Raw genomic sequence first — 26,461 nt, forward strand, 5'->3', positions numbered from 1 at the left:
GCAGTTCTACCCGCGCGTGAGCACCACACTCCGCAAAACGCCGGTGAGTTCCGCACTTTCACTGACGGAACGCCTGGTCAGCATCACTGTGGCCAGGCTGCCGTGATCGGCCCAGGCGCACACGACCACCGCGTTGCCCCCGGACCGCCCGACACCGCAGCGCTCGTGCACACCCGTCTCGCCCAGGTCGTACGTCTGCACTTCCTTGATCTTGTATTCGGTGGCCAGATGGGCGATCTCGGCCTCGACATCGTCCTGGGGTGTCATCCGCAGCCCGGTCGTCCCGAAGACGGTGACCTTCTTGCCGTTGCCGTCGGTGTAGACCCCGGCGAAGACGTCACCCTGGGCCAGGCTGGTGTTGCGCAGGTCCTCGGTGAGGCGTTCGACGGCCCGCCGGCTGGCGCCGTCGTCGCGCAGGTTCAGATCGGAGACCGACTGCGGCAGGACGGCCGAGACCGGGTACTGCTGGGCCGCCGGCCAGAGGAAATAGCCGGGTACGCCGCAGCAGCACACCAGGCTGAAGAGGGTGAAGAGGAAGAGGCGGCGGGGCCAGCGGCGCTTGCGGCGCGGCGGGGGCAGGGGCCGCTGACCGGCCGGTGGGCGGGTCTGTGCGGGCGGCTTCCACGGCGGAGGCGCCGGCCGGGCGGGCACGGGCCGGGCGGGCTGGGCCGGCGCGGGCGCGGGTCGGGCCGGTGGCTGAGGGGCGGACGGGCGGGTCTGGACCGGGAGGCGGTTGGCCGGGGTCTGGGTGACGCGGTCCTTGCGGGTCCACCAGCGCCTGGGTGGCACTTCCCCGGTGGCGGGCTGTGTCGCTTTTTGCGCCGGTGCCGGTGCCGGTGCCGGTGCGGCCGGCTTTGGGGCGGCCGGTGGCTGGTAGGCCTGGGGGAGGGGCGCGGCCGGGCGGCTCTGCGGCGCGGTGACCGGCGGCGACGGCGGATCGAGGCGGGTCGGCGCCAGCTGCGCTTCGTGCCGCGTCGGCGGCAGCTGCGCTTCGTGGCGGGTGGGCGGCAGCTGCGCTTCGTCCCGGGTCTGCGGCAGCTGCGTCTCCGGCCGGGTCGTGCTCGAGGGCGCGTCGATGCGGGTCGGGGGCATGGCCTCCGGGAACGGGATCTCGGCCTGCCACGGGGTGTCCTGCTCGGCCCACGGGTCCACGGCAGGTGTGGCCGACCAGTCCTCGCTGTCCGCCCACGGGTCGGCGGCGGCCGGCAGAGCCTCCTCCTCGGCGCGGCGGCGGGCCCACCAGGTTCGCTTGGGGACGTGCGCCGGCACGACGGCGGAACCGCTCCACCGGCCGGGCGTCTCGGCGGCCGTGGGGTCGGCCTGAGAAGCCGTGCCGTCGGCCGCCGGTGAGCCGCCCTCGATGCGGGTCGGGTCGGGGGTCTGCCGGGTGCTCTCGACGCGGGTCGGGTCCGGCCGCGTGGGCGGTCCGGCGGCGGGACTCTCGTCGGGTGCCCCGGCCGCCGAATTTTCCGGCTGCTGGTCGGCCATCCGTCGATCTCCTCCCGTACGGGTTTCCCCGTCTCGCGTCGCGTCGTGGTTCGAACGCCTTCCGCCAGGTTAGAAGCGGTGCGCCACCCTCACCGGCCGTGATCGAACCGATCGGGCGGACGGCGTGACACCGGACTTCAGTGAAGATCGTTCGCGAAAGACGGACACCGCGGGCGATGTGCGAAACCGTCCGGAGTCGTATGGTGACCCGGTGGTGATCCGGACATGAGCACGATGCAACGCAACGCGGTGACCGTGACGGGACAGGCGAGCGGTCAGCCGATGATGTTCGCGCACGGGTACGGCTGCGATCAGAACATGTGGCGCTTCGTCGCGCCCGAGTTCCTGGACACCCACCGGGTGGTGCTCTTCGACCACGTCGGTTCGGGCCGCTCCGACCTCGCTGCCTACGACGAGGACCGCTACTCCACACTCGACGGCTACGCGACGGACGTGCTGGAGATCGCGCGCGAGTTCGACCTGCACGACATCGTGTTCGTCGGCCACTCGGTCAGCGCCATGATCGGGATTTTGGCCGCGATCCGGGAGCCCGGGCGTTTTGCCAAGCTGGTCCTGATCGGACCGTCCCCGCGATACATCGACGACGGCGACTACGTGGGCGGCTTCAGCAAGAGCGACCTCGACGGGATGCTGGACTCGCTCGACAGCAACTACCTGGGCTGGTCGAGCGCCATGGCGCCGGTCATCATGGGCAATCCGGAGCGGCCCGAGCTCGGTGCCGAGCTGAAGAACAGCTTCTGCGCCACCGATCCGGAGATCGCCCGAAGGTTCGCGCGCGTGACGTTCCTGGCGGACAACCGGGACGACCTCCCCAAACTGCGGACGCCCTCGCTGATCCTCCAGTGCACCGACGACGTCATCGCGCCCGCAGTGGTCGGTGACTATGTTCACGAGCACCTTGCGGGGAGCACACTGGTCGCCATGAACGCGACCGGTCATTGCCCCAACCTCAGTGCACCCGCCGAGACAGTCGCCGCCATCAGGGCCTTCTTGTAAGCGATGACAGACAGCAACGACGGTAGGCCCGACGTGACGCAGGATCTGAAGGTGCCCTGGGAGGAAGACCCCGGTGACCTCTACGAGAACGCGCCCTGCGGTTATCTGACGACGCTGCCCGACGGCACGATCGTGAAGGTCAACGCGACGTTCCTGACCTGGACCGGGTACGAGCGCACCTCACTGGTCGGTCACCGGCGGTTCCGCGACCTGCTCGGTCCCGGCGACAAGATCTACCACGAGACCCATTACGCGCCGCTGCTGAGCATGCAGGACGAGGTGCACGAGGTCGCCTTCGACCTGGAGTGCGCCGACGGCCGGCGTCTGCCCATCCTGGTCAACTCGGTCCTCGGGCGGGACCAGAACGGCCTGCCGCGAGTCATCCGCACCACGATCTTCAACGCCACCGAGCGTCGCGGGTACGAGAAGGAGCTGCTCGCCGCCCGGCGCGCGGCCGAGGCTTCCGAGCGGCGTGTCCGGGTGCTGCAGCAGATAGTCGCCGACCTGGCCGCGGCGCCGACCGAGGCGGAGGTCGCCGACGCGGTCGTGCGGGCGCCCGGACCGGCCTTCGGCGCCAGCAGCGCGACCGTCTGGCTGGTGGACCCGGACCGTGACCAGCTGACGGCGATCGCGGGCACCGAGTCCGCGGGTCTGACGCGCGACGACATCCCGCGCGACTCGTCCCGGGCGATCGCCGAGGTGGCCCGGCGCGGTGACCTGCACGTGATCGGCTCGGTCGAGGAGGCCGAGGAACACTTCCCGGAGCTGGCGGCGACGATGCTGCGCAGCCGGCGCGGCACCATGGTGCTGCTCCCGCTGACCTCGGCGTCCGCCGACGAACCGTCCGTCGTCGAGGTGCTCGGCGTCCTCGGGTTCGACTTCACCGAGCAGCGCGAGCTCAGCGACAGCGAGTTGCGGGTCGTCCGGCTCCTGGGCCACCAGGCCGGTCAGGCGCTGGACCGGGCCCGGCTCTACGACGACGCCCGGCGGCGCGAGATCCGGGCGACCTTCCTGGCCGAGACGACCCGGTCGCTCGAGGTGCTGCCCCGGCTCACGCCCCGCGCCCGCCGGCTGATCGAGCGGATGGTGCCGGAGATCGCCGAGTGGGCCTCGGTACGCCTGCAGGTCGGCCCGGCCGGGCTGCTCGCCGACGCCGGTGGTCCCGCGCCCGACCCGGAACGCCTGACCGAGCGGATCACCGAGGTGGTGGCGAGCGGCGAGGCGCAGCTGACCGACAAGGGTCCCGACTCCGACTGTGCGGTGCTGCCGCTGGTCGCGAACGGCAAGGTGCTCGGCACCCTGTCGCTGCGCATGGCTCCGGGGCGGCGCACGGCGTCCGCCGAGACCGTCTTCCTCACCGATCTGGCCGACCGGGCCGGGCTCGCCCTCGAGAACGCCCGCCTCTACGAGCAGGAACGGGCCATCGCCCGCACCCTGCAGCGCAGCCTGCTCGCGGCCGACATGCCCTCGGACCCCCGGTTCGCGGTCGAGACGCACTACCAGGCCGCGGCGCACGATCTCGAGGTCGGCGGTGACTGGTTCGACGCCTTCATGATCACCCCGGACAAGCTCGCCGTGGTGGTCGGTGACGTGGTCGGCCGGGGCATCGACGCGGCCACCACCATGGGGCAGCTGCGCAGCGCCATCCGCGCCCTGGCCACGGCGGAGGCCGGACCGGCGCGCCTGCTCGAACGCCTGGACCGGTTCGTCGAGCGGGTCGAGTCGGCCCGGATGGCGACCGTGGCGTACGCCGAGGTCGACCTGGCCACCAACGAGATGACGTACGCCTGCGCCGGGCACCTGCCGCCGCTGCTCACCGAGCCGGGTGGTTCACCGCGCTACCTGCTGGACGCCCGCTCCGGTGCACTGGGCTCCCGGGCCGGGCGCAACGCACGGCTCGAACACCGCATTCGGCTCTCGGCCGGCAGCCGCCTGCTGCTCTACACCGACGGCCTCATCGAGCGGCGCACCCGCCGGATCGACGCGGGCTTCGAGGTGCTGGCCCGGGCGTACGCCGGCCGTCGCGACGCGCCGCTGCCCGGTCTGACCGCGGGCCTGGCGGACTTCCTCGTCGGCCGGGACCACGCCGACGACGTGTGCCTGCTCTGCCTCTCGCTCGGCACCGAGGAGAAACTGGAACGCGCGATCGGCGCCGACCCGGTGCAGATCGCCCTGCTGCGCAAGGACCTCCGCGGCTGGCTGGTCTCGCACGGGATCGACGACGAGAGCACCCAGGCGGTCCTGCTGGCCTGCTCGGAGGCGGTTGCCAACGCGATCGAGCACGGGTACCGCGACAACCCGTTCGGGATCGTCGAGGTGGTCGCCCGGGTCCTGCCGGAGAGCATCGAGGTGTGCGTCCGCGACCAGGGCAACTGGCCGGCCACCGCGGCCGACGTGTCCCGTGGCCGCGGGATGCAGCTCATCCGCCAGGTCATGGATCACGTCGAGTTCGATCGGGGCGAGGGAACCACGGTGACGATGCGGCGAACCCGCCGGGAGGCGCGATGACGGATCAATGGGTGACCTTCGCCAAGATCGGAACGGCCGACCTGGTCCGCCTGGCCGGTGAGATCGATCTGGCCAACGCCCCCGAGATCGGCCGTGAGATCGTCCGGCACACCGGTCGCGCCGGCGCCGTGGTGATCGACCTGACCGCGGTCTCGTTCCTGGACAGCGCGGGTGTGCGCCTCCTCGACGCCCTCGTCGGCGACCTGGACGATCAAGGGACGCCGATCCGGCTGGTCGTGGGAGAGACGGGTCCGGCACGGATGACACTGCAGCTGTGCGCGTTCCGAGATGATCTCCTGGCGACGGACCTGGACCGGGCCGCGGAGGATATCGGGCGCTGACCCGCGTACCCTGAGGCCCCATGAGCGTGAAGTCCGTCTTCCCCCAGCTCGAGCAGCTGCTGCCCCGGGTCAGCAAGCCGATCCAGTACGTGGGCGGCGAGCTCGGCGCCGTCGTCAAGGACTGGGACGCCACGACCGTCCGCTGGGCCCTGATGTATCCCGACGCCTACGAGGTGGGGCTGCCCAACCAGGGCGTCCAGATCCTGTACGAGGTGCTGAACGAGCAGAGTGACGTGCTCGCCGAGCGGACGTACGCCGTCTGGCCGGACCTCGAGGCGCTGATGAAGGAGAACGGCGTCCCGCAGTTCACGGTCGACGCGCACCGCCCCGTCAAGGCCTTCGACGTGCTGGGCATCTCGTTCGCGACCGAGCTCGGCTACACCAACATGCTTTCCGCGCTCGACCTCGCGCAGATCCCGCTGAACAGCGCGGACCGCGACGAGAGCCACCCGGTGGTGCTCGCCGGCGGCCACGCCAGCTTCAACCCGGAGCCGATCGCCGACTTCATCGACGCCGCCGTGCTCGGTGACGGCGAGGAGGCCGTCCTCGAGATCACCGGCATCATCCGGCAGTGGAAGGCCGAGGGCTGTCCCGGTGGCCGCGACGAGATGCTGCTGCGCCTCGCGCGCACCGAGAGCATCTACGTGCCGCGCTTCTACGACGTCGACTACCTGCCGGACGGCCGCATCCAGCGTGTCGTGCCGAACCGTCCGGACGTGCCGTTCCGCGTGCACAAGCGCACGACCATGGACCTCGACGCCTGGCCGTACCCGAAGAAGCCGCTGGTCCCGCTGGCCGAGACCGTGCACGAGCGCTACGCCGTCGAGATCTTCCGCGGCTGCACCCGCGGCTGCCGGTTCTGCCAGGCGGGCATGATCACCCGTCCGGTCCGGGAGCGGTCGATCACCACCGTCGGGCAGATGGTCAAGGAAGGCCTGGAGTTCTCCGGCTTCTCCGAGGTCGGCCTGCTCTCGCTGTCGAGCGCGGACCACTCGGAGATCGGCGACATGTGCTCCGGCCTCGCCGAGCAGTACGCCGACACCAACGTCTCCCTGTCGCTGCCGTCGACCCGGGTGGACGCGTTCAACATCGACCTGGCCCAGGAGCTGTCCCGCAACGGGCGGCGGACCGGGCTGACCTTCGCCCCCGAGGGCGGCTCCGAGCGCATCCGCAAGGTCATCAACAAGATGGTGACCGAGCAGGATCTGATCAACACGGTCGTCACGGCGTATTCGAACGGCTGGCGCAGCGTGAAGCTGTACTTCATGTGCGGTCTGCCCACCGAGACCGACGACGACGTGCTGCAGATCGGCCGGATGGCGCACGAGGTCATCAAGGCCGGCCGGATCGCGACCGGCACCAAGGACGTCAAGTGCACGGTCTCGATCGGCGCGTTTGTGCCCAAGCCGCACACACCGTTCCAGTGGGCCGCGATGGAGCGTCCCGAGGTGATCGACAACCGTCTGCGGATGCTCAAGCAGGAGATCAACAGCGACCGGTCGCTCGGCCGGGCCATCGGGTACCGCTATCACGACGGCGAGCCGTCGCTGATCGAGGGCCTGCTCTCGCGGGGTGACCGGCGGGTCGGGGCGGTAATCCGGCGCGCCTGGGACAAAGGCCAGCGTTTCGACGGCTGGAGCGAGCACTTCTCATACTCCCGCTGGGTCGAGTCCGCGGCCGAGATCCTGCCCGCCTTCGGTGTCGACCTCGACTGGTTCACCACCCGGGAGCGCGAGCAGCTCGAGGTCCTGCCCTGGGACCACCTGGACTCCGGCCTCGACAAGGACTGGCTCTGGCAGGACTGGCAGGACTCGACGACCGAGTTCGAGCAGGACGACTGCCGGTGGACCCCGTGCTTCGACTGCGGTGTGTGCCCGTCCCAGGACACCGAGATCCAGATCGGCCCCACCGGCAAGAAGCTGCTGCCGCTGACACCGACCACCGGTCTGCGCGTCCCGGCACACAACCACTGACCAGGAGATACAGCCATCGCCAGGAACCAACCGGTCGGCGGCCAGGCCCCGATCGTGCAGCGGATCCGCCTTCGGTACTCGAAGCGCGGACCGCTGCGCTTCACCTCGCACCGGGACTTCGCCCGGGCCTTCGAGCGCGCCCTGCGCCGCGCCGCCGTACCGATCGCCTTCTCCCAGGGCTTCAGCCCGCACCCCAAGATCTCGTACGCGAGCGCGGCGCCCACGGGTGTCGGCAGCGAGGCGGAATACCTGGAGATCGGCCTGCAGGCGGAGGTCGACCCGGCGGAACTGATCGTGGCGCTGGACGCCGCGCTCTCGCCGGGCCTGGACATCCTCGACGCCGTGGTGGCCCGCGAGGGCAGCCTGGCCGACCGGATCAACGCCTCGCGGTGGCTGATCGAGCTGCCCGAGGTCGAGCCGGCGGTCGCGGCCAGGGCCGTCGAGACGTTCCTGGCGAGCGAGGAAGTGCTGGTCGAGCGCATGACGAAGCAGGGCCGGCGGTCGTTCGACGCCCGGTCGGCAGTGACCGTCTTCGCTGTGACGAACGAGTCTGACGCACCTTCCGGGGCCACGGCCGCACCGTGTGCGATAATCGACCTTGTCGTGCGGCAGGTCACTCCCGCCGTCCGACCCGATGACGTCCTTTCCGGCCTGCGTGTGGTGGCTGGCCTGGAGCCGCCGGTGCCCGCACGGGTCACCCGGCTGGCGCAGGGCACTCTCACGCCGCAGGGGGAGATCGTCGATCCGTTGGAAGCGGATCGCGAGGGCGCCACCATCGGAGGGCTCTGACCGGTTCGGTCGGCGTCCGCGTTGGCAGACTTCGGCAGCCCGTCGCTTCGGTCGGGGCCGAAAAACTTGCGGCGACCCTGCGTGGCAGCGCTCACCCGCGCCCGGGGCCGCCAGAACTGGAGAGCGCCCCATGCTCGATAACGAGCCACAGGGCGGTGAACGGGACGGAGCTACCACTCCTCCCGTCGATGCCGCCGAAAGCACGACGCCCGTGCGTCGGACCCGTGCGCCCCGGCGCAAGGCAACGCCCGCTGCCGCCACGGCAGCGGACGCACCCGGCACCGAGCCGGGCGCCGCGGACGAGACGGCGAGCGCCGTTGATGCCGCTGCGGCCGAGGCCCCCGCGGCACCGGTACGCCGGCGTCGTAAGGCCGCGGCTCCTGCCGCACCCGTGGAGGAGCCCGCCGCGCCCGCCGCTGTCGCGGAGGATCCTGCCGCTGTCGCGGAGAGCCTGCTCAGCGATGGTGAGCCCGTCGCGCCGGTGAAGGCCACCCGGGCCCGCCGGAAGAAGGCTGTCCCGCCGGCCGCGCCGCCGGAGCCGGTGGCGGAGGAGCCTGTCGCCGAGGACGAGCCCGAGGCCGTCGCGGAGGAAGTGCCGCCCGCAGTCGTGGAGACGCCGCTGATCGGTGTTCTCCCGCTGGACAACGACCTGGTCGAGGAGGCGCCGGCACCGCGGACGCGGAGCCGTAAGGCCGCCGCTCTGCCCCCGGCTGTGCTCTTCATGCCGCCGGAGCCCGAGACGGAGCCGGCACCCACCCGTCGCACCCGCCGGGGTGCGGCAGCCGCACCCGTGGTGACGGAGCCCGTCGCCGCCGAGCCTGCGGTCACCGATCTTTTTGCCACCGAGCCGGTCGAGGCCGTCTCGGAGGAGCCTGCCGCCGAGGAGGAGCCCGCCGAGGGCACCCGGCGCCCGGCCCGCAGCCGGCGTCGCCGGGGTGCGGCCGCCGAGGAGCCGGTGGAGGTCGCCGAGGTCGCCGAGGTCGTCGAGCAGCCCGTGCTCGAGGAGGCCGACGAGACCGCCGACGACATCGAGGACGAGGACGAGCTGGACGAGGACGGCAACAGCCGCCGTCGCCGCCGCCGGGGACGCCGTGGCCGTGGCCGCGGCAAGGGCCCGTCCGACGAGGGCGACGACGAGCCCGAGGCCTCCGCGGAGGGTTCCGCGGACGCCGAGAGCGAGGACGAGGAGGACGCCGAGGACGGTGACGGGGTCACCCGCCGCCGGCGCCGCCGGCGTCGCAAGGGCTCCGGTGACACCGAGGCCGGTGGCATCGAGGACGGCGTGCACACCGTCGTCCGCGTCCGTGAGCCGCGGACCCGTGAGCGTTCCGACGAGGTGCAGGGCGTTTCCGGCTCCACCCGTCTCGAGGCCAAGCGTCAGCGCCGGCGGGACGGCCGCGAGCAGCGCCGCACCCGCCCGCCGATCCTGAGCGAGTCGGAGTTCCTGGCCCGCCGCGAGGCGGTCGACCGCGTGATGGTCGTCCGGCAGAAGCCCGACCGCACCCAGATCGCGGTGCTCGAGGACGGCGTCCTCGTGGAGCACTACGTGTCGCGCACGACCTCCGGCACCATGGTCGGCAACGTCTACCTGGGCAAGGTGCAGAACGTCCTGCCGAGCATGGAGGCGGCGTTCGTCGACGTCGGCCGGGGCCGCAACGCCGTGCTCTACGCCGGTGAGGTCAACTGGGACGCCACCGGGCTCGAGGGCCGGGCCCGCTCGATCGAGCAGGCGCTGCGCTCCGGCGACTCGGTGCTGGTCCAGGTGACCAAGGACCCGATCGGGCACAAGGGCGCCCGGCTGAGCAGCCACATCGCGCTCTCCGGCCGTCACCTGGTCTACGTCCCCAACGGCAACGCCTCCGGGATCAGCCGCAAGCTGCCCGACAACGAGCGCAAGCGCCTGCGGGACGTGCTCAAGAAGCTGGTGCCGGACGGCGCCGGTGTCATCGTGCGGACCGCCGCCGAGGGCGCCAGCGAGGACGAGCTGGCCCGCGACGTCAAGCGGCTGCAGGCGCAGTGGGAGGACATCCAGGCGAAGGCGGCCGAGGGGCACGCCCCGGCGGCGCTCTCCGAGGAGCCCGACCTGGTCATCCGCGTGGTCCGGGACCTCTTCAACGAGGACTTCCGCGAGGTGGTCATCCAGGGCGAGCAGGCGTTCGGCGAGGTCGAGAGTTATCTCGAGTCGGTCTCTCCCGAGCTGCTCGACCGGCTGCACCGGCACGTCGGCGCCGCCGACATCTTCGCCGAGAAGCGCATCGACGAGCAGATCCTCAAGGGCCTGGACCGCAAGGTCTTCCTGCCCTCGGGTGGCCACCTGGTCATCGACCGCACCGAGGCGATGACGGTTGTCGACGTCAACACCGGTAAGTACACCGGTGCGGGCGGTAACCTCGAGGAGACCGTCACCCGGAACAACCTCGAGGCGGCCGAGGAGATCGTGCGGCAGCTCCGGCTGCGCGACATCGGCGGCATCGTCGTGATCGACTTCATCGACATGGTGCTGGAGAGCAACCGCGAGCTGGTGCTGCGCCGGCTGACCGAGTGCCTGGGCCGGGACCGGACCAAGCACCAGGTCACCGAGATCACCTCGCTCGGCCTGGTGCAGATGACCCGTAAGCGGATCGGTGCGGGCCTGCTCGAGGCGTTCACCGAGACCTGTGACCACTGCAAGGGCCGCGGCCTGATCATCCACACCGAGCCGGTGCCGGAGAAGCGCGTCGGCGGTAACGGTGCCGGCGGCGGTGCCGCAGTCACCCAGGTGAAGGCGGTCGCTGCGGCGGCCCGCACCGAGGCGCCCGTGCAGCAGCCGGCCACCACCAAGTCGCGGCGTCGCCGTGGCGGCGGTGGCGCCGAGCAGCCGGCCGAGTCCGAGGTCGCCGTGGCCGAGGTCACGGAGGCGCCGGAGGTCGTGGAGGCTCCGCGTGAGCGGGTCACCGAGGACCCGGTCGCGGAGACCGCCGGTCTGCCGCCGCAGGGTTCGGGCATCGTCGCGGCGGCCGGTTCGGGGATCGTGGCGCGCACCGCGCCGACGGCCACCAGCAGCACCTCCGACGACGACTACGACATCAGTGGTTACGACCTGTCCCGGTACGAGTCCAACGGCACGAACGGCACCGGGCCTTCGGCCGAGCCGCTGCAGCTGACCGGCTCGGACGATCCGGACGCGGCCGAGGACGACGAGGACGGCGAGGGCGACGACGACGAGCCCGTGGGCGCGGGTGCGGGTGGCCGGCGTCGTTCGCGGCGCGGCGGCACCCGGCGGCGTACCCGCCCGTAAGTGTGTCGATCGGGCGGTTCCGGCAGGGTTGTTCCTGCTGGGGCCGCCCGTTTCATGTCCGCTGATCTATGTCGGCTACCCTCGTGATCCCCCAGTCACATCCCCCGCGAGGAGTACCGAAACCCCATGCGACGCCTGTTGTGCGCGACCGCCGTGAGTGGCGCCCTTCTGCTCGGCGCCGGTTGCTCGACCGACAAGTCGGCCGAGACCACAACCGTGGCCCCCACGTCCGCCGCCTCCGCCGCTGCCGGGCCCGCTGAGGGCGCCGTCACCGCCTCGGCCGGTGCGGGTCAGGCGGGCGCCGGTGACGCGGCGCTGTCGGGCAACACCGACGCGATCTGCCAGCAGGCCGCGAAGACCGGTGGTGACTCCGCCAAGAACTTCGCCGAGGACCGGAAGCTCCTGAAGGCCGCCAAGTCGTCGAAGGACAAGGACCAGGTGGCCAAGGCCAAGGAGAAGGCCACCCGCGACGTGGAGAACTACTCGTTCGCGCTGAAGGACATGTCGGAGCTGACCACCGACAAGAAGCTCAAGGCGACGCTCGCGGACATGAGCAAGCAGGTCGCGGCCCTGAAGGGTGACGTCACCAAGCTCGACTCGGCGCAGCTCACCAAGCTGAACGACACCCTCGGCAAGGCCTGCGGCAAGAACTGAGCCGTCCCCGGTTTGGGTTCCGCCGCGCTCATGAAGTAGTCTTTCTGACGGCGCATTTTCACGCGCCTGTTCCGTGCGCGCTCCATCCGGGGCGCCTGCCGGATCCAGTTTCATCCGCCAAGCAGCTTCCGGCTGCGTAAGTCTCAGGGAGTCCGCGTCGATGTACGCGATCGTCAAGACCGGCGGCAAGCAGTACAAGGTTGCCGAGGGCGACGTGATCGAGGTCGAGAAGCTCGCGGGTGTGCCCGGCGACTCCCTGACGCTCGCCGCGGTGCTCCTCGTCGACGGTGACAACCTGGTGACCGATGCGGCCAAGCTTGCCAGCGTGACGGTGTCCGGCGAGATCGCCGAGCACACCAAGGGTCCGAAGATCCGGATCCACAAGTTCAAGAACAAGACCGGCTACCACAAGCGCCAGGGGCACCGCCAGCCGCTGACTCTGGTCAAGGTGACCGGCATCAAGAGCGGGAAGTAGGGGCAGCCATGGCTCACAAAAAGGGTGCGTCCAGCTCCCGCAACGGCCGCGACTCCGCCGCCCAGCGGCTGGGCGTCAAGCGGTTCGGCGGCCAGCTGGTCAACGCCGGCGAGATCATCATCCGCCAGCGGGGCACGAAGTTCCACCCGGGTGACCTCGTCGGCCGCGGTGGCGACGACACGCTGTTCGCGCTGGCCAAGGGCAATGTGCTCTTCGGTCACACGCGGGGTCGCAAGACCATCAGCATCGTGCCGGTCGCGGAGTAGATCCACGTCACAGCGGGCCGCGGACCTCTCGGGTCCGCGGCCCGCTGTTTGGTTTTTGAGGTAGGAGTTCAGAAGTGGCAACGTTCGTCGACCGGGTAGTGCTGCACCTGCAGGCAGGTGACGGCGGGCACGGCTGTGCCTCCGTCCGCAGAGAGAAGTTCAAGCCCCTCGGTGGCCCCGACGGCGGCAACGGTGGTCACGGCGGTGGCATCACGCTCGTGGTCGACCCGCAGCAGCACACCCTGCTGGACTTCCACTTCCGTCCCCACGTCAAGGCTCAGAACGGCACGGGTGGCGCCGGCGCGAACAGGGACGGCGCCAACGGTGGCGACCTGGTCCTGTCGGTGCCGGACGGCACGGTCGTGCAGACGCCCGACGGTGAGGTCATCGCCGACCTGATCGGCGCCGGCACCACCTTCGAGGTGGCCCGTGGTGGTCGTGGCGGGCGCGGCAACGCGTCGCTGGCGAACGCCCGGCGCAAGGTTCCCGGCTTTGCCGAGCTGGGTGAGCCCGGCGACGCGCTCGACGTCGTGCTCGAGCTCAAGAGTGTCGCCGACGTCGGCCTGGTGGGTTTCCCGTCGGCCGGCAAGTCGTCGCTCATCTCGGTCATGTCGGCCGCGAAGCCGAAGATCGCCGACTACCCGTTCACCACCCTGGTCCCGAACCTCGGTGTGGTGCAGGCCGGTGACCACACCTTCACCGTCGCCGACGTGCCCGGCCTGATCCCCGGCGCCGCCACCGGCAAGGGGCTCGGCCTGGAGTTCCTGCGGCACATCGAGCGCACCTCGGTGCTCGTGCACGTGCTGGACGCGGCGGCGCCCGAGATCGAGCGTGACCCGCTGGCCGACCTGGACGCCATCGAGGCCGAGCTGGCCGCGTACGGCGGGCTCGAGGAGCGGCCGCGGCTGGTGGTGCTCAACAAGATCGACATCCCGGACGGCAAGGACCTGGCCGAGATGGTCCGGCCCGAGCTCGAGGCGCGGGGCCTGCCGGTCTTCGAGGTCAGCGCGATCACCCGCGAGGGCCTCAAGGAGCTCATGTACGCCCTGGGCGACGCCGTGGCCGCCAACCGGCTCGCCGCACCCGCCCCCGAGTCGACCCGGACCGTCGTCCGCCCCCGCGCGGTCGACGAGAAGGGCTTCACCATCGAGCGCGACGTCGACGGCGTGTTTGTCGTCCGCGGCCCGCAGGTCGAGCGCTGGGTCCGCCAGACAAACTTCGACAACGACGAGGCCATCGGTTATCTCGGTGACCGGCTGGACCGTCTCGGTGTCGAGGCCGCGCTGGCCAAGAAGGGCGCCGAGGCCGGCGACCCGGTCCGCATCGGCGACCGCGAGTTCGACTGGCAGCCCAACACCGGCGAGTACATCTCCGGCCCCCGCGGCACCGACATCCGCCTCGAGGAGGTCGACACCCGGCCCAGCGCGGCGTCCCGTCTGGCGGCCCGCAAGGCCCGCCGTGTCCGCGGCGACGACGAGCTGCTGCACATGGCCGAGGACGGCACGGTCAGCACGATCTCGATGGCCTCCAGGCCGGTCCTCATCGAGGACGACCACGACGAGGACGAGGACGACACGGACAAGAAGTAGGCCGGCCGTCCAGATCCCGGCAACCCGGCGGAAACGGACGTTGTTTAGGGTCTGGGGCGTGCTGATCGAATCGCGACCCTCGTCCGATGCCGAGCTGGCCGCCCTCCTGATCGCGCAGCAAAAGGAGCTGAGCGAGGCCGACGGAGGGCTGGACGGCGAGGTCTACCTGACGCACGACGACGCGGCCTACCTGGTGGTCGTCGTGCAGGGGAGAGCCGTCGCGTGCGGTGCCTGGCAGGCCCTGGGGCCGGGTGTGGCCGAGCTGAAGCGCATGTACGTGCGCCCGGCGTTCCGTGGCCGCGGCATCGCCCGTCAGCTGGTCGTCGCGCTCGAGGAGGAGGCGCTGGCCGCCGGCCGGCCGGTGCTGCGGCTCGAGACGGGCACCTACCTGCCGGCGGCGATCAGCCTGTACCGGTCGGCCGGGTACACGCCGATCCCGGTCTTCGGGGAGTACGTCGGCAACCCGTTCAGCGTCTGCTTCGAGAAGTCGCTGGTGGCGGTCACTTCTCGCTGACGTTGGTCATCGCCGACTGCAGGACCATCGGGCTGGCGTTCCACTTCTGGAGGGTCGAGCCGCTGCAGGGGGCCATGACGGCCTTGCTGACGTCACCGTGCCCCGCCCAGAAGTCGGTGCTGTCCGTGCCGGTCAGGCACCAGGTCGTCCCGGCGGGCGCCTGGAACGCCGACTCGATCCGGTACGCCGTGCCGAACACCCCGGTGGCGGCGTACCGCGTCCAGGTCATCGACGCGCCGATCGTGGCCGGGCACAGCTGCACGGACACGTACTGCCGGGCGGCGGTCGAGCCGGGGCTGGTCAGGCAGTAGTCCTGGTTGTCGCGGTCGTTGTGCAGCCAGATCCGCCCGGTGGCGCTGGTGGCGCCCGTCGCGATGTCCGGCAGGTGCCAGACCTGGTTCCACTGGATCGCGCCGCTGGGCTTCTGCTTGCACGGCCAGATGACCAGGAAACCCGCGGCGACATTGTCGCCGGCCACGTCGAGGCAGCGCCCGAACTGCTGGAAGTTGACCAGCTGGTTGGTGCCCGGCCCGGCCCGCCCGGTGCCCGCTGCGGCGTCCGGCGCGAAGCTGCGGCTGTCGGTGTAGTCGCTGTAACAGGCGCGGTCGTACTGCGAGACGCCGGCCGGGTCACTGGCCTCGGCATGCAGCACGATCGTGCTGCCCACCGTGCCGGGCGTGGCCAGGTGGAAGCACTGCGCGTTGAGGTCGGTGCCGTTCGTGGTGCCCTCGAAGTTGGCCCGGTCGTTGAGGCTCCACTGCTGGCGGGCGATCGGCGTCGCCGAGCACGCCTTGAACACCACCTGCTCCAGGTTGACGGGCGCGGCGTCCAGGCACATGCCCGTCGTCCCGTCCGCCCGCGAGGAGACCAGGACCAGGTTCAAGCTCGACTCGTACGCGAACAGCTGAGCATCCGACGTGCTGTCGCAGACCTGCATCGTGACGGGATCACCGGCGACCGGCCGGGTGCCCGGTGCGGCGAAGCAGAGATCGGGGTTGTGCGGCCCGTACAGGTGGATCAGCCCGCCGGCGATGTTCTCCCGCGTCTTGCTGTGCAGCGTGTACGTGGCTGTGACCGTACGCGGGGAGCCGCTGTTGAGGGCTTTGCCGGTGGAGGAGAGCAGCACGTAGACGGGTGAGCCCGCGGCGAGATAGGTGCTGGTGCAGGGCAGTTTGTTGGCCTGCGCCCACGTCACGTCGCCGGCGGGTGGCTCGGTCGCCAGGTAGTAGACGCCGACGCTGTAGGTCTGGTCGGTGCCGCCGTTGACCGTGCCGCTGAACGGCCCGCAGGGCAGCTTGCGGAAGTCGCCGGTGCCGTTGGCGGCGGTGGCGAGCCGGATGCGGCCCAGCGCGCTGTCGAGACCGCTCTGGGCGGCGTCGAGCGCCTCCGAGCTGTGGATCGTCGAGCGGGTGGCTGCGATCTGGGAGTTCACGGTGGTCGCGAGCAGCGCGCTCAGACCCATCCCGATCGTGATCAGCAGGATGGCCATGGGCAGCGAGCCGCGGTCGTCGGAGGGACGCCGCCACCAGCGGGTCCTCACTGCGGGAACACCGGGTCGGCGGCGCTCGCGCTGAACAGCGACGAGGACGCGCGGATGCAGATCGTGAACTTGCAGTCGGGCGACAACCACGTCACACCGACGACCAGCCGGACCATGGCCACGGGCAGCCCGCTGTTGGTCCCGCAGGCCCCACCGGCGGCGGCCTGCCAGCACTTCCCGACGAACCAGTAGCGCGAGTAGGTGACGTCGTTGACCTTGAAGGTGTCGGTCGAGACGGTCTCGGGGATCGGCACGGTGGGTGCGGCACCGGTCACCTTGGCGTCCCAGCGGGTGGTTGCACCGAGATAACCGAGGGTGTCGAAACCGCTGACGTTCACGCAGGTGCCGCACTGCTTGCGGCCGACCAGCAGCGCCGGCCCGCCGAACCCGCGAGCCTGCTCCATCCCGGTCTGCGCGAGGCGCGTCGCGGTCTGGATCTGGGCCTGATACCGGCTGGTACGCAGGGACGACACGAAGTAGGTGCCCAGTGAGGCCATCAGCATGCTGATCAACGCCAACGACACGATGACCTCGATCATCGTGAAGCCGTCGTCCTTCCTCTCCCGCACGATCTACCAGTCGGCTCGGGGAAGCCCTCGTTGAGGAGCAGTGACGAGTTTCTCCCGGGCCCGGGCGTCGGGACTGCGTACCGGGGGCCGGGGCGGCATGATGGGCGGATGCCGAGCCTGACCCGCGCCGAGGCGATCGCCCGGGCCGCCACCGTTGCCGTCACCGCGTACGAGATCGATCTTGATCTGACGGCGGCCGGTGACACCTTCCGGTCCCGGACCGTTCTGCGTTTCGACGCGAAGGCCGGCGAGACGACGTTCGTCGAGCTGGAGCCGGCCGAGCTGATCTCGGCGACGCTCAACGGCACGCCGGTCGACGCTTCCGCCCTGGCCGAGGAGCGGCTGGCCCTGACCGGGCTGGCTCAGAGCAACGAGCTGGTCGTCGAAGCTCTGATGACCTACTCGAACACCGGCGAGGGTCTGCACCGTTTCACCGACCCCGCCGACGACCGCGTCTACCTCTACGCCCACATGTTCCTGGACGGTGCGCGGCGGATCTTCCCGTGCTTCGACCAGCCCGACCTCAAGGCGCCCTTCACGCTGCACGTGACGGCCCCGGACGGCTGGCTGGTGGCCGCCAACGGCGAGCCCGCGACCGAGCCCGCAGGTGGCAGCTGGCAGTTCGCGCCGACCAAGCCGCTGTCGACCTACTTCGTCTCGCTGATCGCCGGGCCCTATCACGCGCGCACCGACGAGCACGACGGCATCCCGCTGGCGCTCTACTGCCGCCAGGCGCTGGCCGAGCACCTCGACGAGCAGGCCGACGAGATCTTCACGATCACGAAGCAGTGCCTCGACCGCTATCACCAGATCTTCGACGTGCGCTATCCGTTCGGTCACTACCAGCAGGCGTTCGTGCCCGAGTTCAACTTCGGCGCCATGGAAAATCCGGGCCTGGTCGTCTTCCGGGACGAGTTCATCCACCGCTCGGCGGTCACCGACGGCGAACGCGAGCAGCGGGCCATGGTCATCGCGCACGAGATGGCCCATCAGTGGTTCGGCGACCTGGTCACCATGGCCTGGTGGGACGACCTCTGGCTCAACGAGTCCTTCGCCGAATATCTGGGCACCCGCATCACCGCCGAGGCCACCCGCTTCACCGAGACCTGGACGACTTTCGCGATGCACCGCAAGGCGTGGGGCATGCGCGCCGACCAGCGGCAGTCCACCCACCCGGTGGCGCCCAGCGACGTCGACGACACCGCCCTGGCCCTGCTCAACTTCGACGGCATCTCCTACGCCAAGGGCGCGGCGGTCCTGCGCCAGCTGGTCGCCTGGGTCGGTGACGAGGCCTTCCTCGCGGGCCTCAACGAGCACTTCGCGGCCCACGCGTACGCGAACGCCACCCTGGCCGACCTGCTCGCAGCCGTCTCCAAGGCCAGCGGCCGGGACCTGAGCGCCTGGGCCGACCTGTGGCTGCGCCGCGCCCAGGTCAACACCCTGCGGGCCGAGGTCCAGCGCGACGCCGACGACCGGTACGCGGACGTCACGATCGTGCAGACCGCCCCCGAGCAGTACCCGACCCTGCGCCCGCACCGCATCGGCGTCGGGCTCTACGACCGCGGCCCCGACGGCGTCGTGGTGCGCCGCCGCCGGCTCGACGTCGACATCGACCCGGCCGTGGACGGCGGGCGCACCCCGTTGCCCGAGCTGACCGGCGAGCCCGCGGCGGACCTGCTGCTGATCAACGACGGCGACCTCACGTACGCGAAGGTGCGGCTCGACGAGGCCTCGGCTGCCGCCGTACCGATGATCCTGCCCCTGCTGGACGACTCGCTGGCCCGGGCGCTGGTCTGGAGCGCGACGCTGGACGCCGTCGAGGACGGCGAGCGCCCGGTCGCCGAGCTGGTCACGCTGGTTCTGGCGGCGCTGCCGGTCGAGCGTGAGGTGGTCCTGGTCGAGGACGTCCTGCGGATGACCCGCGTGCTCGTCGACCGTTACCCCACACCCGAGACCCGGCCCGCCGCACTGGAGCTCCTGGCGCAGGCCAGCGACCGGCTGGTGGCCGCGTCCGAGCCCGGCAGCTCCCGCCGGCTGGCCGGTGTCCGCGGACTGGTCGGCACGAGCGTCGACACCGCACGCCTGCGTGGCTGGCTCGACGGTGAGGGTGTGCCCGAGGGTGTGCTCGTCGACGACGACCTGCGCTGGCTGATCCTCTACCGCCTGGTGGTGCTGGGTGCCGCCGGTCCGGAGGACATCGAGGCGACGCTGGCGGCCGACCGCAGTGCGGCGGGGGAGCAGCAGGCGGCCCGGTGTCGCGCGGCGCTGCCCGACCCGGAGGCGAAGGCGCGCGCCTGGGATCTGATCATCAACGACACCACCTCGTCGAACCGGATCCTGGAGGCCACCGCGCACGGCTTCTGGCAGCCGGAGCAGCTCGCCCTGGTCACCCCGTACGTCGAGCGGTACTTCGCGGAGATGCCCGGGATGCTGCGCCGACGGACCGGGATGAGCGGGGAGCGGATCGCCGCGCAGGCCTATCCGTCGCTGGTCGTGACGCCGGAAACGCGGCGGCACGCCGCCGAGCTGCTGGCCACGCCGGACCTTTCGTCGATCCTGCGCCGGGTGGTCACGGATGGTGACGATGACGTCCGGCGCGCACTGCGTGCCCGAGGATAGATGATTTTGCCCTTTATCCCCCGATGGAGCCGTTAGCCTCGGCATACGGGGGTGAGCCGGTGGAGTGGTCCGAGGAACTGTCCAGTGGTCTGCTGCAAGCCGCACCGGACGCGATCCTGGTGATGGACGAGGGACGCATCGTCCTGGTCAACGATCGTGCCGTCGAGCTGTTCGGCTGGCCGCGGGCCGAGCTGCTGGGTCAGCACGCCCAGGTGCTGCTCACCGAGGCGGGACGTGCTTCCTACCCGGACTCCATGCGGCGCGATCCGGCCGGTCCGGAGCCCGAGCCCGGTCTGATGGGCACCATCTCCGTGGTGGTGCGGCGCCGCGACAACACGGAGTTTCCGGCCGAGGCGTCCCTGGCGCGGGTGCAGACCCCGCAGGGACGGCTGGCGGTGGCGGTCGTGCGGGACATGACCGAGCGCCAGCAGCTGCAGGCGGAGGCCGACCTCCAGCGCAGTGAGGTGCAGGAACACCGCAACCAGCGGCTCGAGGCGCTCGGCCAGCTCGCCGGTGGCATCGCGCACGACTTCAACAACATGCTCGGCGTGATCGTCAATTACGCCAACTTCGTGATCGAGGAAGCCGAGTCGCCCGAGCCGGACCTCAAGACCATCGCCGCCGACGCCCGCCAGGTCATCCGGGCCGGCGAGCGTGGCACGGACCTGACGCACCAGCTGCTGAAGTTCGCCCGCCGGGAGGTCGTCCGGCCCGTGGTGCTCGACCTCAACAGCGTCATCACCGACGTCGAGGAGCTGCTGCGCCACTCGATCGGCGAGCACATCACGCTGATCACCCGGCCGGCCGAGGTGCTGCCCCCGGTGACCTGCGACCCCGGTCAGATCGAACAGCTGCTGGTCAACCTGGCGGTCAACGCCCGCGACGCGATGCCCTCGGGCGGCAACCTGGTGATCGACACCGCCTGCTCGCGGCTCGAGGCCGGCGAGCACACCGATCTTGCACCCGGCGACTACGTGCGGCTGCGCATCTCCGACTCCGGCCAGGGCATGCCGCCCGACGTCGTCGAACGAGCCTTCGAGCCGTTCTTCACCACCAAGGCGAACGGCGAGGGCACCGGTCTGGGCCTGGCCACCGTGTACGGCATCGTCACGCAGGCCGGTGGCAGTGTCAGCCTGACCTCGGAGCCCGGACTCGGCACCACGGTGACCGTGCTGCTGCCCGCGGGTGCCATCGAGCAGGAGGCGGCACCCGTCCCCGCGCCGGTGCTGACCGCGGGCCACGGCGAGACGCTGCTGGTGGTCGAGGACGAGGCCGCCCTGCGGGACGTCGCCGGCCGGATCCTCTCCGGTGCGGGCTACCGCGTGCTGGCGGCCGACGGTGGCAGCCAGGCTCTCGAACTGGCCGCCCTGCACGAGGGCACGATCGACCTGCTGGTCAGTGACGTGGTGATGCCCGGGATGCTGGGCAAGGAGCTCGCCGAGCGCCTCACCGTGGTGCGCCCGGACACCCGGGTGCTCTACATGTCCGGGTACGCCCAGCCCGTACTGGCCTCGCAGGGCACGCTGGAGCCGGGGGTGGCCCTGCTGGAGAAGCCGTTCACCGCGGCGGATCTGCTCAGCGCCGTCCGGCGGCGTCTCGACGGCTGATCTAGGATTCGCCGGTGCAGAAAAGGCGCCGGATCGGCATCATGGGCGGCACCTTCGACCCGATCCACCACGGTCACCTGGTGGCGGCGAGCGAGGTGCAGAGCCGCTTCGACCTGGACGAGGTGGTTTTTGTCCCGACCGGTCAGCCCTATCAGAAAGGGCCGGTCAGCCCGGCCGAGGACCGGTACCTGATGACGGTGATCGCGACCGCGTCGAACCCGCGTTTCCAGGTCAGCCGGGCCGACGTCGACCGCGACGGCCCGACCTACACCGTCGACACCCTGCGCGACCTGCACGCGATCTTCGGCCCCGCCACCGACCTGTTCTTCATCACCGGTGCGGACGCGCTCGCGAAGATCCTGTCGTGGAAGGACGCCCTGGAGATGCTCTCGCTGGCGCACTTCGTCGGGGTCACGCGGCCGGGTTTCGAGCTCTCCGACGAGCACCTGCCGGCGGACTCCGTCACGCTCGTCGAGGTGCCCGCGATGGCCATCTCGTCGAGCGCCTGCCGCGCGCGGGTCGCCGAAGGGCAGCCGGTCTGGTATCTCGTACCCGATGGTGTGGTGCAGTACATCGCAAAGCGCGGACTTTATCGCCCCGAAGCTCCCGTTTTGAGCTAATCATCCGGGTAGAGATGTCATACCCGTATGAGAGGCTGGTAACTCTGAAACCGAACGAGGGGAGACCGGTGCCCGTCACCGAACGCGCCCGCGAGCTCGCGCTGACCGCCGCGCAGGCCGCGGCCGACAAAAAGGCGCAGGACATCGTCCTGATCGACGTCGCCGACCAGCTCTACATCACCGATGCGTTTGTCATCGCCTCGGCGGCCAACGAGCGGCAGGTCGGTTCGATCGTCGACGCCATCGAGGAAGCCCTCCTGGGCCTGCCCGAAAAGGCCAAGCCGATGCGCCGTGAGGGCGAGCGGCAGGGTCGCTGGGTGCTCCTCGACTACGTCGACATCGTGATCCACATCCAGCATGCCGAGGAGCGCGAGTTCTACGCCCTCGACAAGCTCTGGAAGGACTGCCCGACCATCGAGTTCGTCGACCGCGACCTGGCCGAGGCGGACGCCTCCACCGGCGCGGCATGACCACTCGGCTCATCGTCTGGCGGCACGGCAACACGGACTGGAACGCGGGCAACCGCGTCCAGGGCCAGACCGACGTGCCGCTGAACGATCTCGGCCGCCAGCAGGCCGTCGACGCCGCCGAGCTTCTCGTCCGCATGCGACCCGACGCGCTGGTCTCGAGCGACCTGCGCCGTGCCGCCGACACCGCGGCCGCGCTGGCCGCGCTGACCGGCCTGTCGGTGACCCACGACGAGCGGCTCCGCGAGCGTTCCTTCGGCCTCTGGCAAGGCCTCACCATGGCCGAGGTCGCCGAGACCCGGCCGGAGGAGCACGCCCGCTGGGCCGCCGGCGCCGACGTCATCGGCGGCGAGGTGGAGACGCTCGAAGACCTGGGCAAACGGGTCGCCGACGCGCTCCAGGCCGCCGCCGACGGGGTCGGGCCCGACGGCACGGTCATCGTCGCCACGCACGGTGCGGCCGCGCGTTCCGGCGTCGGTCACCTGCTCGGCTGGCCGCGGGAGCAGCTGCGCACCCTGCGCGCCCTGCAGAATTGTCACTGGGTGGAGCTCACCCACGACACCGCGCGGGGCTGGCAGATCGCGACCTACAACGTCGGGCCGTTCTCCGACCGCCCGGTCCCTCCGCCAGTTTGATCCCCCTCGCGGGGAACGACCCAGCGGGTGGGTAGCGTCCAAGCCACCATGACTATTCGACGCCTCACTCTGCCTCTGCTGGTGATCCTGGCCCTAGCAGGGTGCGCCAACGGCTCCGCGGACTCCGCCGAGCCCGCCGGCGCTCCCGCCCCCGCCTCCGCCGTCCCCTCTTCCGCCGTCCCCACGGAAGAGCCCAGCGCCGGCAAGCCCACCGAGACCGGCAGCAAGACCCTCTCCGGCACGATCACCGCCGGGGTCGAGCCCAACTGCCTCCTCCTCGACGACCACCTGCTGATCTTCGACGACGCGGCGCTCAAGTCGGTCGCCAAGGACGGCGCCTCCGTCACGGTCACCGGCCGTGCCGCCCAGGGCATGATGACCACCTGCCAGCAGGGCACGCCGTTCGTCGTGAGCTCCATCCGCGCGAATTAAAGGTTCATCGGCTACGGTGCCCGCATGCCCGTCGCGGTCGTCACCGACTCCACCGCGTACCTGCCGTCCGAGCTGAGCGGGACGTACGACCTCACCGTCGTCCCGCTCACCGTTGTCATCAACGGCGCCGAGGGCCTCGAAGGCCTCGAGATCTCGCCGGCCGAGGTCGCCCGTGCGCTCGGTCAGCGACGGGTCGCCGTCAGCACCTCCCGGCCCGCGCCGTCGCAGTTCGTCGCGGCGTACAGGAAACTACTGGAGGCCGGCGCGGACGGCATCGTCTCCGTGCACCTGTCGTCCCAGCTCTCCGGCACGTTCGACGCCGCGACCCTGGCGGCGGCCGAGATCGGACCGCAGGTCCAGGTCGTCGACAGCGGGACAACCGGCATGGGCCTGGGATTTGCCGCGCTCGCTGCCGCCACAGCGGCCCGCGGCGGGTCGGACCTCGACACGGTACGCCGGGCCGCGGCCGACCACTCCGCCCAGGTCAGCACGCTGTTCTACGTGGACACGCTGGAGTTCCTGCGGCGCGGCGGCCGGATCGGCGCGGCCTCGGCCCTGCTCGGCACCGCACTTTCCGTCAAGCCGATCCTGCACGTGGTGGACGGCTCGATCGTCGTCCGCGACAAGGTCCGCACGGCCGGCCGTGCCCTCGCCCGGCTCGTCGATCTGGCTGTCGAAGCGTCCGGTGACGGCGACGTCGACATCGCGGTGCACCACCTCGGCGCCCACGACCGCGCCGGAGCGCTGGCCGACGCCGTGACGATGCGCCTCGGCGACCGGCTCCGCGACTGCTACATCACCGAGATCGGGGCGGTCGTGGCCGCCCACGTCGGCCCCGGCGTCGCAGGTGTGGTCGTGCACCGACGGGTCCCTTAACCCGGCCAGGCTTCCCCGTGCCAGCGTCGTGGTGTCAGCGGGGTCGGTGTCAGATGGGGCTCGACCTCCGACCACGGACGGATCGTGTCGCCGAACTGCACCTCGTCGGCCTTGGGGAGCAGGGCCGGCTCGTCCTTGGGCCACAGCGCGCGGGTGCGGCCGTCGTCGGCGATCAGCAGCTCGGCGGCCAGGGGCAACTGCTCGGCCTGCCGGGCGTACTCCTTGGCGGCGAGGACGGCTTCGGCGCGGCGTACACAGATCTCGTACGGGGAGCCCCGCCCGGCCTGGTAGGGCACCGTGCGGCCGGTGTCGTCGCTGACGTAGGCCATCGGGGTGATCGCCCGCGGTGAGTCCAGGTAAGCGGCCTCCGCCTGCGCGAACAGCCGTGGCAGGTGGTCGCTGCCATCCGCGGTGACCAGCAACGAACCGCGTTCGGGCGCAAAAGCAACCGGGCGCCCCCCGACCTGACCGGCCAGCCCGGCCAGCCACCCGTCCAGCAGCAGATGCGACGTCCAGTAGGCATCCCCGTCGTCGACGAACTGCACCACCATCGGCTCGGTGGCCGACCCGACCAGCGTCGCCGCGGACAGATTGGCCCGGGCCGCCGCGAACACCTCACCGGGCTCCACACCCCAGCCGTGATCGGCCGCGACGTAGGTCATCGTGTCCGGGTGGTCCACCACCACGAACTCGGAGAGAAACGGCAGGGCGGGCCGGCTCAGCGGCGCACTGACGTCCGCCGGTGTGGTGGCACCCCGCAGCACGGGGCGCAGCAGCGGCTTCGCCTCTTCCCACGTCGCCGGCAGACCCGGATGCCGCAGGAAACCGCCGACAAAACGGTCGACCCGCGCCCGCCGTCCCCGGCCCCGCTGGGCCAGCAGACCGTCGAGCCGCAACACGGTCGGCACCGGGTCGCCCTCCGGAGTGAACCGCACGGAGAACGTGGCCGAGTGATAGCGGGCGTCGGCGACCCCGGCACGGCGCAGACGCCTGATGACCTGGCTGGCCAGACGTGCCCGGGCGACTCTCTGGAACAGGCCCACGCCCCGTCCCCCTCTCACCGGCGGCCGACCTTATCGCAGCGCAGCGCCCTCCGGAACCTCGGTCCGCCGGCCGGTGACCGCCCGCGCATCCAGGTCATCGTCCTCGACCAGAGCCGGATGCAACCCGGCCGCCCGTACGACATCGACGGCCGTGGTGATCTGCGCCTCGGTGATCTCCGAGAGCAGCAGGCCGCCGGGCGCCAGCCACGCGGCCGCTCCGGCGACCACAGCCCGGAAGACGTCGAGCCCGTCGTTTCCCCCGTCCAGGGCGTTGTGCGGCTCGTGATCCCGCGCCTCGGCCGGTAGCAGCGGAATGTGCCTGGTCGCGACGTAGGGGACGTTGGCCAGCAGGATGTCGACGTGCCCCCTGAGCGCTGCCGGCAGCGCCTCGAAAAGGTCACCCAGGAAGACGTCACCGACGAGGTTGTCGCGAGCGCACTCGACGGCGGCCTCGTCGTTGTCCGCGGCGTAGAGGGTGATGTCCGGTCGTTGGTGCCGCAAGGCCAGGCCGAGCGCCCCGGAACCGCAACAAAGGTCGACAACGGTCTTCCCGGCCTCGGCGGCGGCGGTGCGCACGAGGAGCCCGCTGCGGACCCGCGGGACAAAAACGCCGGGACGCAGCTTCACGCGCACACCGCAGAAATCCGCGAAGCCGACAACCTGCTCCAAAGGCTCACCCTGCGCCCGCCTCTCGATCAAGGCATCGAGGTGCGTGGCGTCCTGCGCGGCGGCTGCGAGCACGGCGGCCTCATCCTCGGCAAAAACACAGCCGGCGGCCCGGAGCCGCCGGACGGCATCGGTCAGATCGGAAGCAGTCACGGACCCATCTCATAGCACGGAAGGCGGGCGGGACAGCGGTTATCCACAAGGCCGGGTTATCCACAGCGAGGTGGGCGGGGGAGAGGCCGGAAGTCCTAACTTCGGCCGGTGCGAAACCCCGATGCGAGCGCCAGACTGCGGACCCTCCTGGTCCCTTCCCCGGTACGCGAGAGTGCCGCCTCGTCGTACCCGGCGGGCTCGCCCTGGGCCGGGGCGCCGGGCTCGATACCTGATCGTGAAGCCGGAGTTGTTCGCGCGGCTCCTGCGCCTTCCGCTTCGTCCGGCCTTCCTGCACCCACTGCGGTGGCGCGGCCGGGAACGCTGTCGGCGGCGTCCGTCGGTT

General features: G+C 71.0%; 23 protein-coding genes. 18 read left to right on the forward strand and 5 right to left on the reverse strand.

Annotated features, from left to right (window positions below):
- Window positions 1-6: 6 nt before the first annotated feature.
- Window positions 7-1,488 (reverse strand): hypothetical protein, encoded by a 1,482-nt coding sequence (locus AFR_RS44870; protein ID WP_023359348.1) that lies wholly within the window; start codon window positions 1,486-1,488, stop codon window positions 7-9.
- 225 nt (window positions 1,489-1,713) lie between these two features.
- Here AFR_RS44870 and AFR_RS07750 point away from each other — a divergent pair, with 225 nt between their 5' ends.
- The 11 genes from AFR_RS07750 to AFR_RS07800 all read left to right on the forward strand — a co-directional run bounded on the left by AFR_RS07750 (window position 1,714) and on the right by AFR_RS07800 (window position 14,891).
- On the forward strand, window positions 1,714-2,505 hold the full coding sequence (locus AFR_RS07750; RefSeq protein ID WP_023359349.1) for an alpha/beta fold hydrolase: 792 nt from the start codon (window positions 1,714-1,716) through the stop codon (window positions 2,503-2,505).
- A gap of 33 nt (window positions 2,506-2,538) precedes the next feature.
- Window positions 2,539-5,013 (forward strand): SpoIIE family protein phosphatase, encoded by a 2,475-nt coding sequence (locus tag AFR_RS07755; RefSeq protein WP_023359350.1) that lies wholly within the window; start codon window positions 2,539-2,541, stop codon window positions 5,011-5,013.
- Window positions 5,010-5,354: an STAS domain-containing protein gene (locus tag AFR_RS07760; protein ID WP_023359351.1), complete on the forward strand. Its 345-nt coding sequence runs from the start codon at window positions 5,010-5,012 to the stop codon at window positions 5,352-5,354. Before AFR_RS07755 ends, AFR_RS07760 begins: the two co-directional genes overlap by 4 nt.
- A gap of 20 nt (window positions 5,355-5,374) precedes the next feature.
- A complete protein-coding gene (locus AFR_RS07765) occupies window positions 5,375-7,327 on the forward strand; it encodes a TIGR03960 family B12-binding radical SAM protein (RefSeq protein WP_023359352.1) in 1,953 nt (650 codons plus the stop codon).
- A 54-nt stretch (window positions 7,328-7,381) separates the two neighbouring features.
- Window positions 7,382-8,116, forward strand: a complete 735-nt coding sequence (locus AFR_RS07770) for a TIGR03936 family radical SAM-associated protein (RefSeq protein WP_023359353.1) — start codon at window positions 7,382-7,384, stop codon at window positions 8,114-8,116.
- A 130-nt stretch (window positions 8,117-8,246) separates the two neighbouring features.
- Window positions 8,247-11,393 carry an Rne/Rng family ribonuclease gene (locus tag AFR_RS07775; RefSeq protein WP_041840686.1) on the forward strand — a complete coding sequence of 1,049 codons (3,147 nt, stop codon included), beginning with the start codon at window positions 8,247-8,249 and terminating at the stop codon, window positions 11,391-11,393.
- A gap of 126 nt (window positions 11,394-11,519) precedes the next feature.
- A complete protein-coding gene (locus AFR_RS07780) occupies window positions 11,520-12,047 on the forward strand; it encodes a hypothetical protein (protein ID WP_023359355.1) in 528 nt (175 codons plus the stop codon).
- 160 nt (window positions 12,048-12,207) lie between these two features.
- Window positions 12,208-12,522 carry a 50S ribosomal protein L21 gene (gene rplU, locus AFR_RS07785; protein ID WP_023359356.1) on the forward strand — a complete coding sequence of 105 codons (315 nt, stop codon included), beginning with the start codon at window positions 12,208-12,210 and terminating at the stop codon, window positions 12,520-12,522.
- A gap of 8 nt (window positions 12,523-12,530) precedes the next feature.
- Window positions 12,531-12,788: a 50S ribosomal protein L27 gene (rpmA, locus tag AFR_RS07790; protein WP_023359357.1), complete on the forward strand. Its 258-nt coding sequence runs from the start codon at window positions 12,531-12,533 to the stop codon at window positions 12,786-12,788.
- Between the two features lie 74 nt (window positions 12,789-12,862).
- Complete coding sequence (obgE, locus tag AFR_RS07795) at window positions 12,863-14,377, forward strand: GTPase ObgE (RefSeq protein ID WP_023359358.1); 1,515 nt, start codon at window positions 12,863-12,865, stop codon at window positions 14,375-14,377.
- A gap of 58 nt (window positions 14,378-14,435) precedes the next feature.
- A complete protein-coding gene (locus tag AFR_RS07800) occupies window positions 14,436-14,891 on the forward strand; it encodes a GNAT family N-acetyltransferase (RefSeq protein WP_023359359.1) in 456 nt (151 codons plus the stop codon).
- Here AFR_RS07800 and AFR_RS07805 read toward each other — a convergent pair.
- On the reverse strand, window positions 14,878-16,431 hold the full coding sequence (locus tag AFR_RS07805; protein WP_023359360.1) for an RICIN domain-containing protein: 1,554 nt from the start codon (window positions 16,429-16,431) through the stop codon (window positions 14,878-14,880). The genes AFR_RS07800 and AFR_RS07805 overlap by 14 nt on opposite strands.
- Window positions 16,428-17,000, reverse strand: a complete 573-nt coding sequence (locus AFR_RS07810; RefSeq protein ID WP_041840687.1) for a type IV pilus modification PilV family protein — start codon at window positions 16,998-17,000, stop codon at window positions 16,428-16,430. Before AFR_RS07810 ends, AFR_RS07805 begins: the two co-directional genes overlap by 4 nt.
- A gap of 108 nt (window positions 17,001-17,108) precedes the next feature.
- Between AFR_RS07810 and pepN the strand changes: the two genes are divergently transcribed.
- From pepN to AFR_RS07845, 7 genes are all read left to right on the forward strand, one after another.
- Window positions 17,109-19,619, forward strand: a complete 2,511-nt coding sequence (gene pepN, locus AFR_RS07815) for an aminopeptidase N (RefSeq protein ID WP_023359362.1) — start codon at window positions 17,109-17,111, stop codon at window positions 19,617-19,619.
- 59 nt (window positions 19,620-19,678) lie between these two features.
- Window positions 19,679-21,226 (forward strand): hybrid sensor histidine kinase/response regulator, encoded by a 1,548-nt coding sequence (locus tag AFR_RS07820; protein ID WP_023359363.1) that lies wholly within the window; start codon window positions 19,679-19,681, stop codon window positions 21,224-21,226.
- Window positions 21,227-21,267: 41 nt separating this feature from the next.
- Window positions 21,268-21,846: a nicotinate-nucleotide adenylyltransferase gene (gene nadD, locus AFR_RS07825; RefSeq protein WP_041841897.1), complete on the forward strand. Its 579-nt coding sequence runs from the start codon at window positions 21,268-21,270 to the stop codon at window positions 21,844-21,846.
- A gap of 68 nt (window positions 21,847-21,914) precedes the next feature.
- Window positions 21,915-22,316 carry a ribosome silencing factor gene (gene rsfS / locus AFR_RS07830; RefSeq protein ID WP_023359365.1) on the forward strand — a complete coding sequence of 134 codons (402 nt, stop codon included), beginning with the start codon at window positions 21,915-21,917 and terminating at the stop codon, window positions 22,314-22,316.
- On the forward strand, window positions 22,313-22,948 hold the full coding sequence (locus tag AFR_RS07835; RefSeq protein WP_023359366.1) for a histidine phosphatase family protein: 636 nt from the start codon (window positions 22,313-22,315) through the stop codon (window positions 22,946-22,948). Before rsfS ends, AFR_RS07835 begins: the two co-directional genes overlap by 4 nt.
- Window positions 22,949-22,996: 48 nt before the next feature.
- Complete coding sequence (locus AFR_RS07840) at window positions 22,997-23,380, forward strand: hypothetical protein (protein WP_041840688.1); 384 nt, start codon at window positions 22,997-22,999, stop codon at window positions 23,378-23,380.
- A gap of 24 nt (window positions 23,381-23,404) precedes the next feature.
- Entirely contained in the window at window positions 23,405-24,256 is an 852-nt protein-coding gene (locus AFR_RS07845; RefSeq protein WP_023359368.1) for a DegV family protein, read from the forward strand.
- Here AFR_RS07845 and AFR_RS07850 read toward each other — a convergent pair.
- Together AFR_RS07850 and AFR_RS07855 are read right to left on the reverse strand one after the other, a co-directional pair.
- Window positions 24,253-25,299, reverse strand: a complete 1,047-nt coding sequence (locus tag AFR_RS07850; protein WP_023359369.1) for a DUF1444 domain-containing protein — start codon at window positions 25,297-25,299, stop codon at window positions 24,253-24,255. The genes AFR_RS07845 and AFR_RS07850 overlap by 4 nt on opposite strands.
- 30 nt (window positions 25,300-25,329) lie before the next feature.
- A complete protein-coding gene (locus tag AFR_RS07855; RefSeq protein WP_023359370.1) occupies window positions 25,330-26,118 on the reverse strand; it encodes a putative protein N(5)-glutamine methyltransferase in 789 nt (262 codons plus the stop codon).
- Between the last annotated feature and the right edge of the window lie 343 nt (window positions 26,119-26,461).

The sequence above is a fragment of the Amorphoplanes friuliensis DSM 7358 genome (genome assembly GCF_000494755.1).
Taxonomy (GTDB): Bacteria; Actinomycetota; Actinomycetes; order Mycobacteriales; family Micromonosporaceae; genus Actinoplanes; species Actinoplanes friuliensis.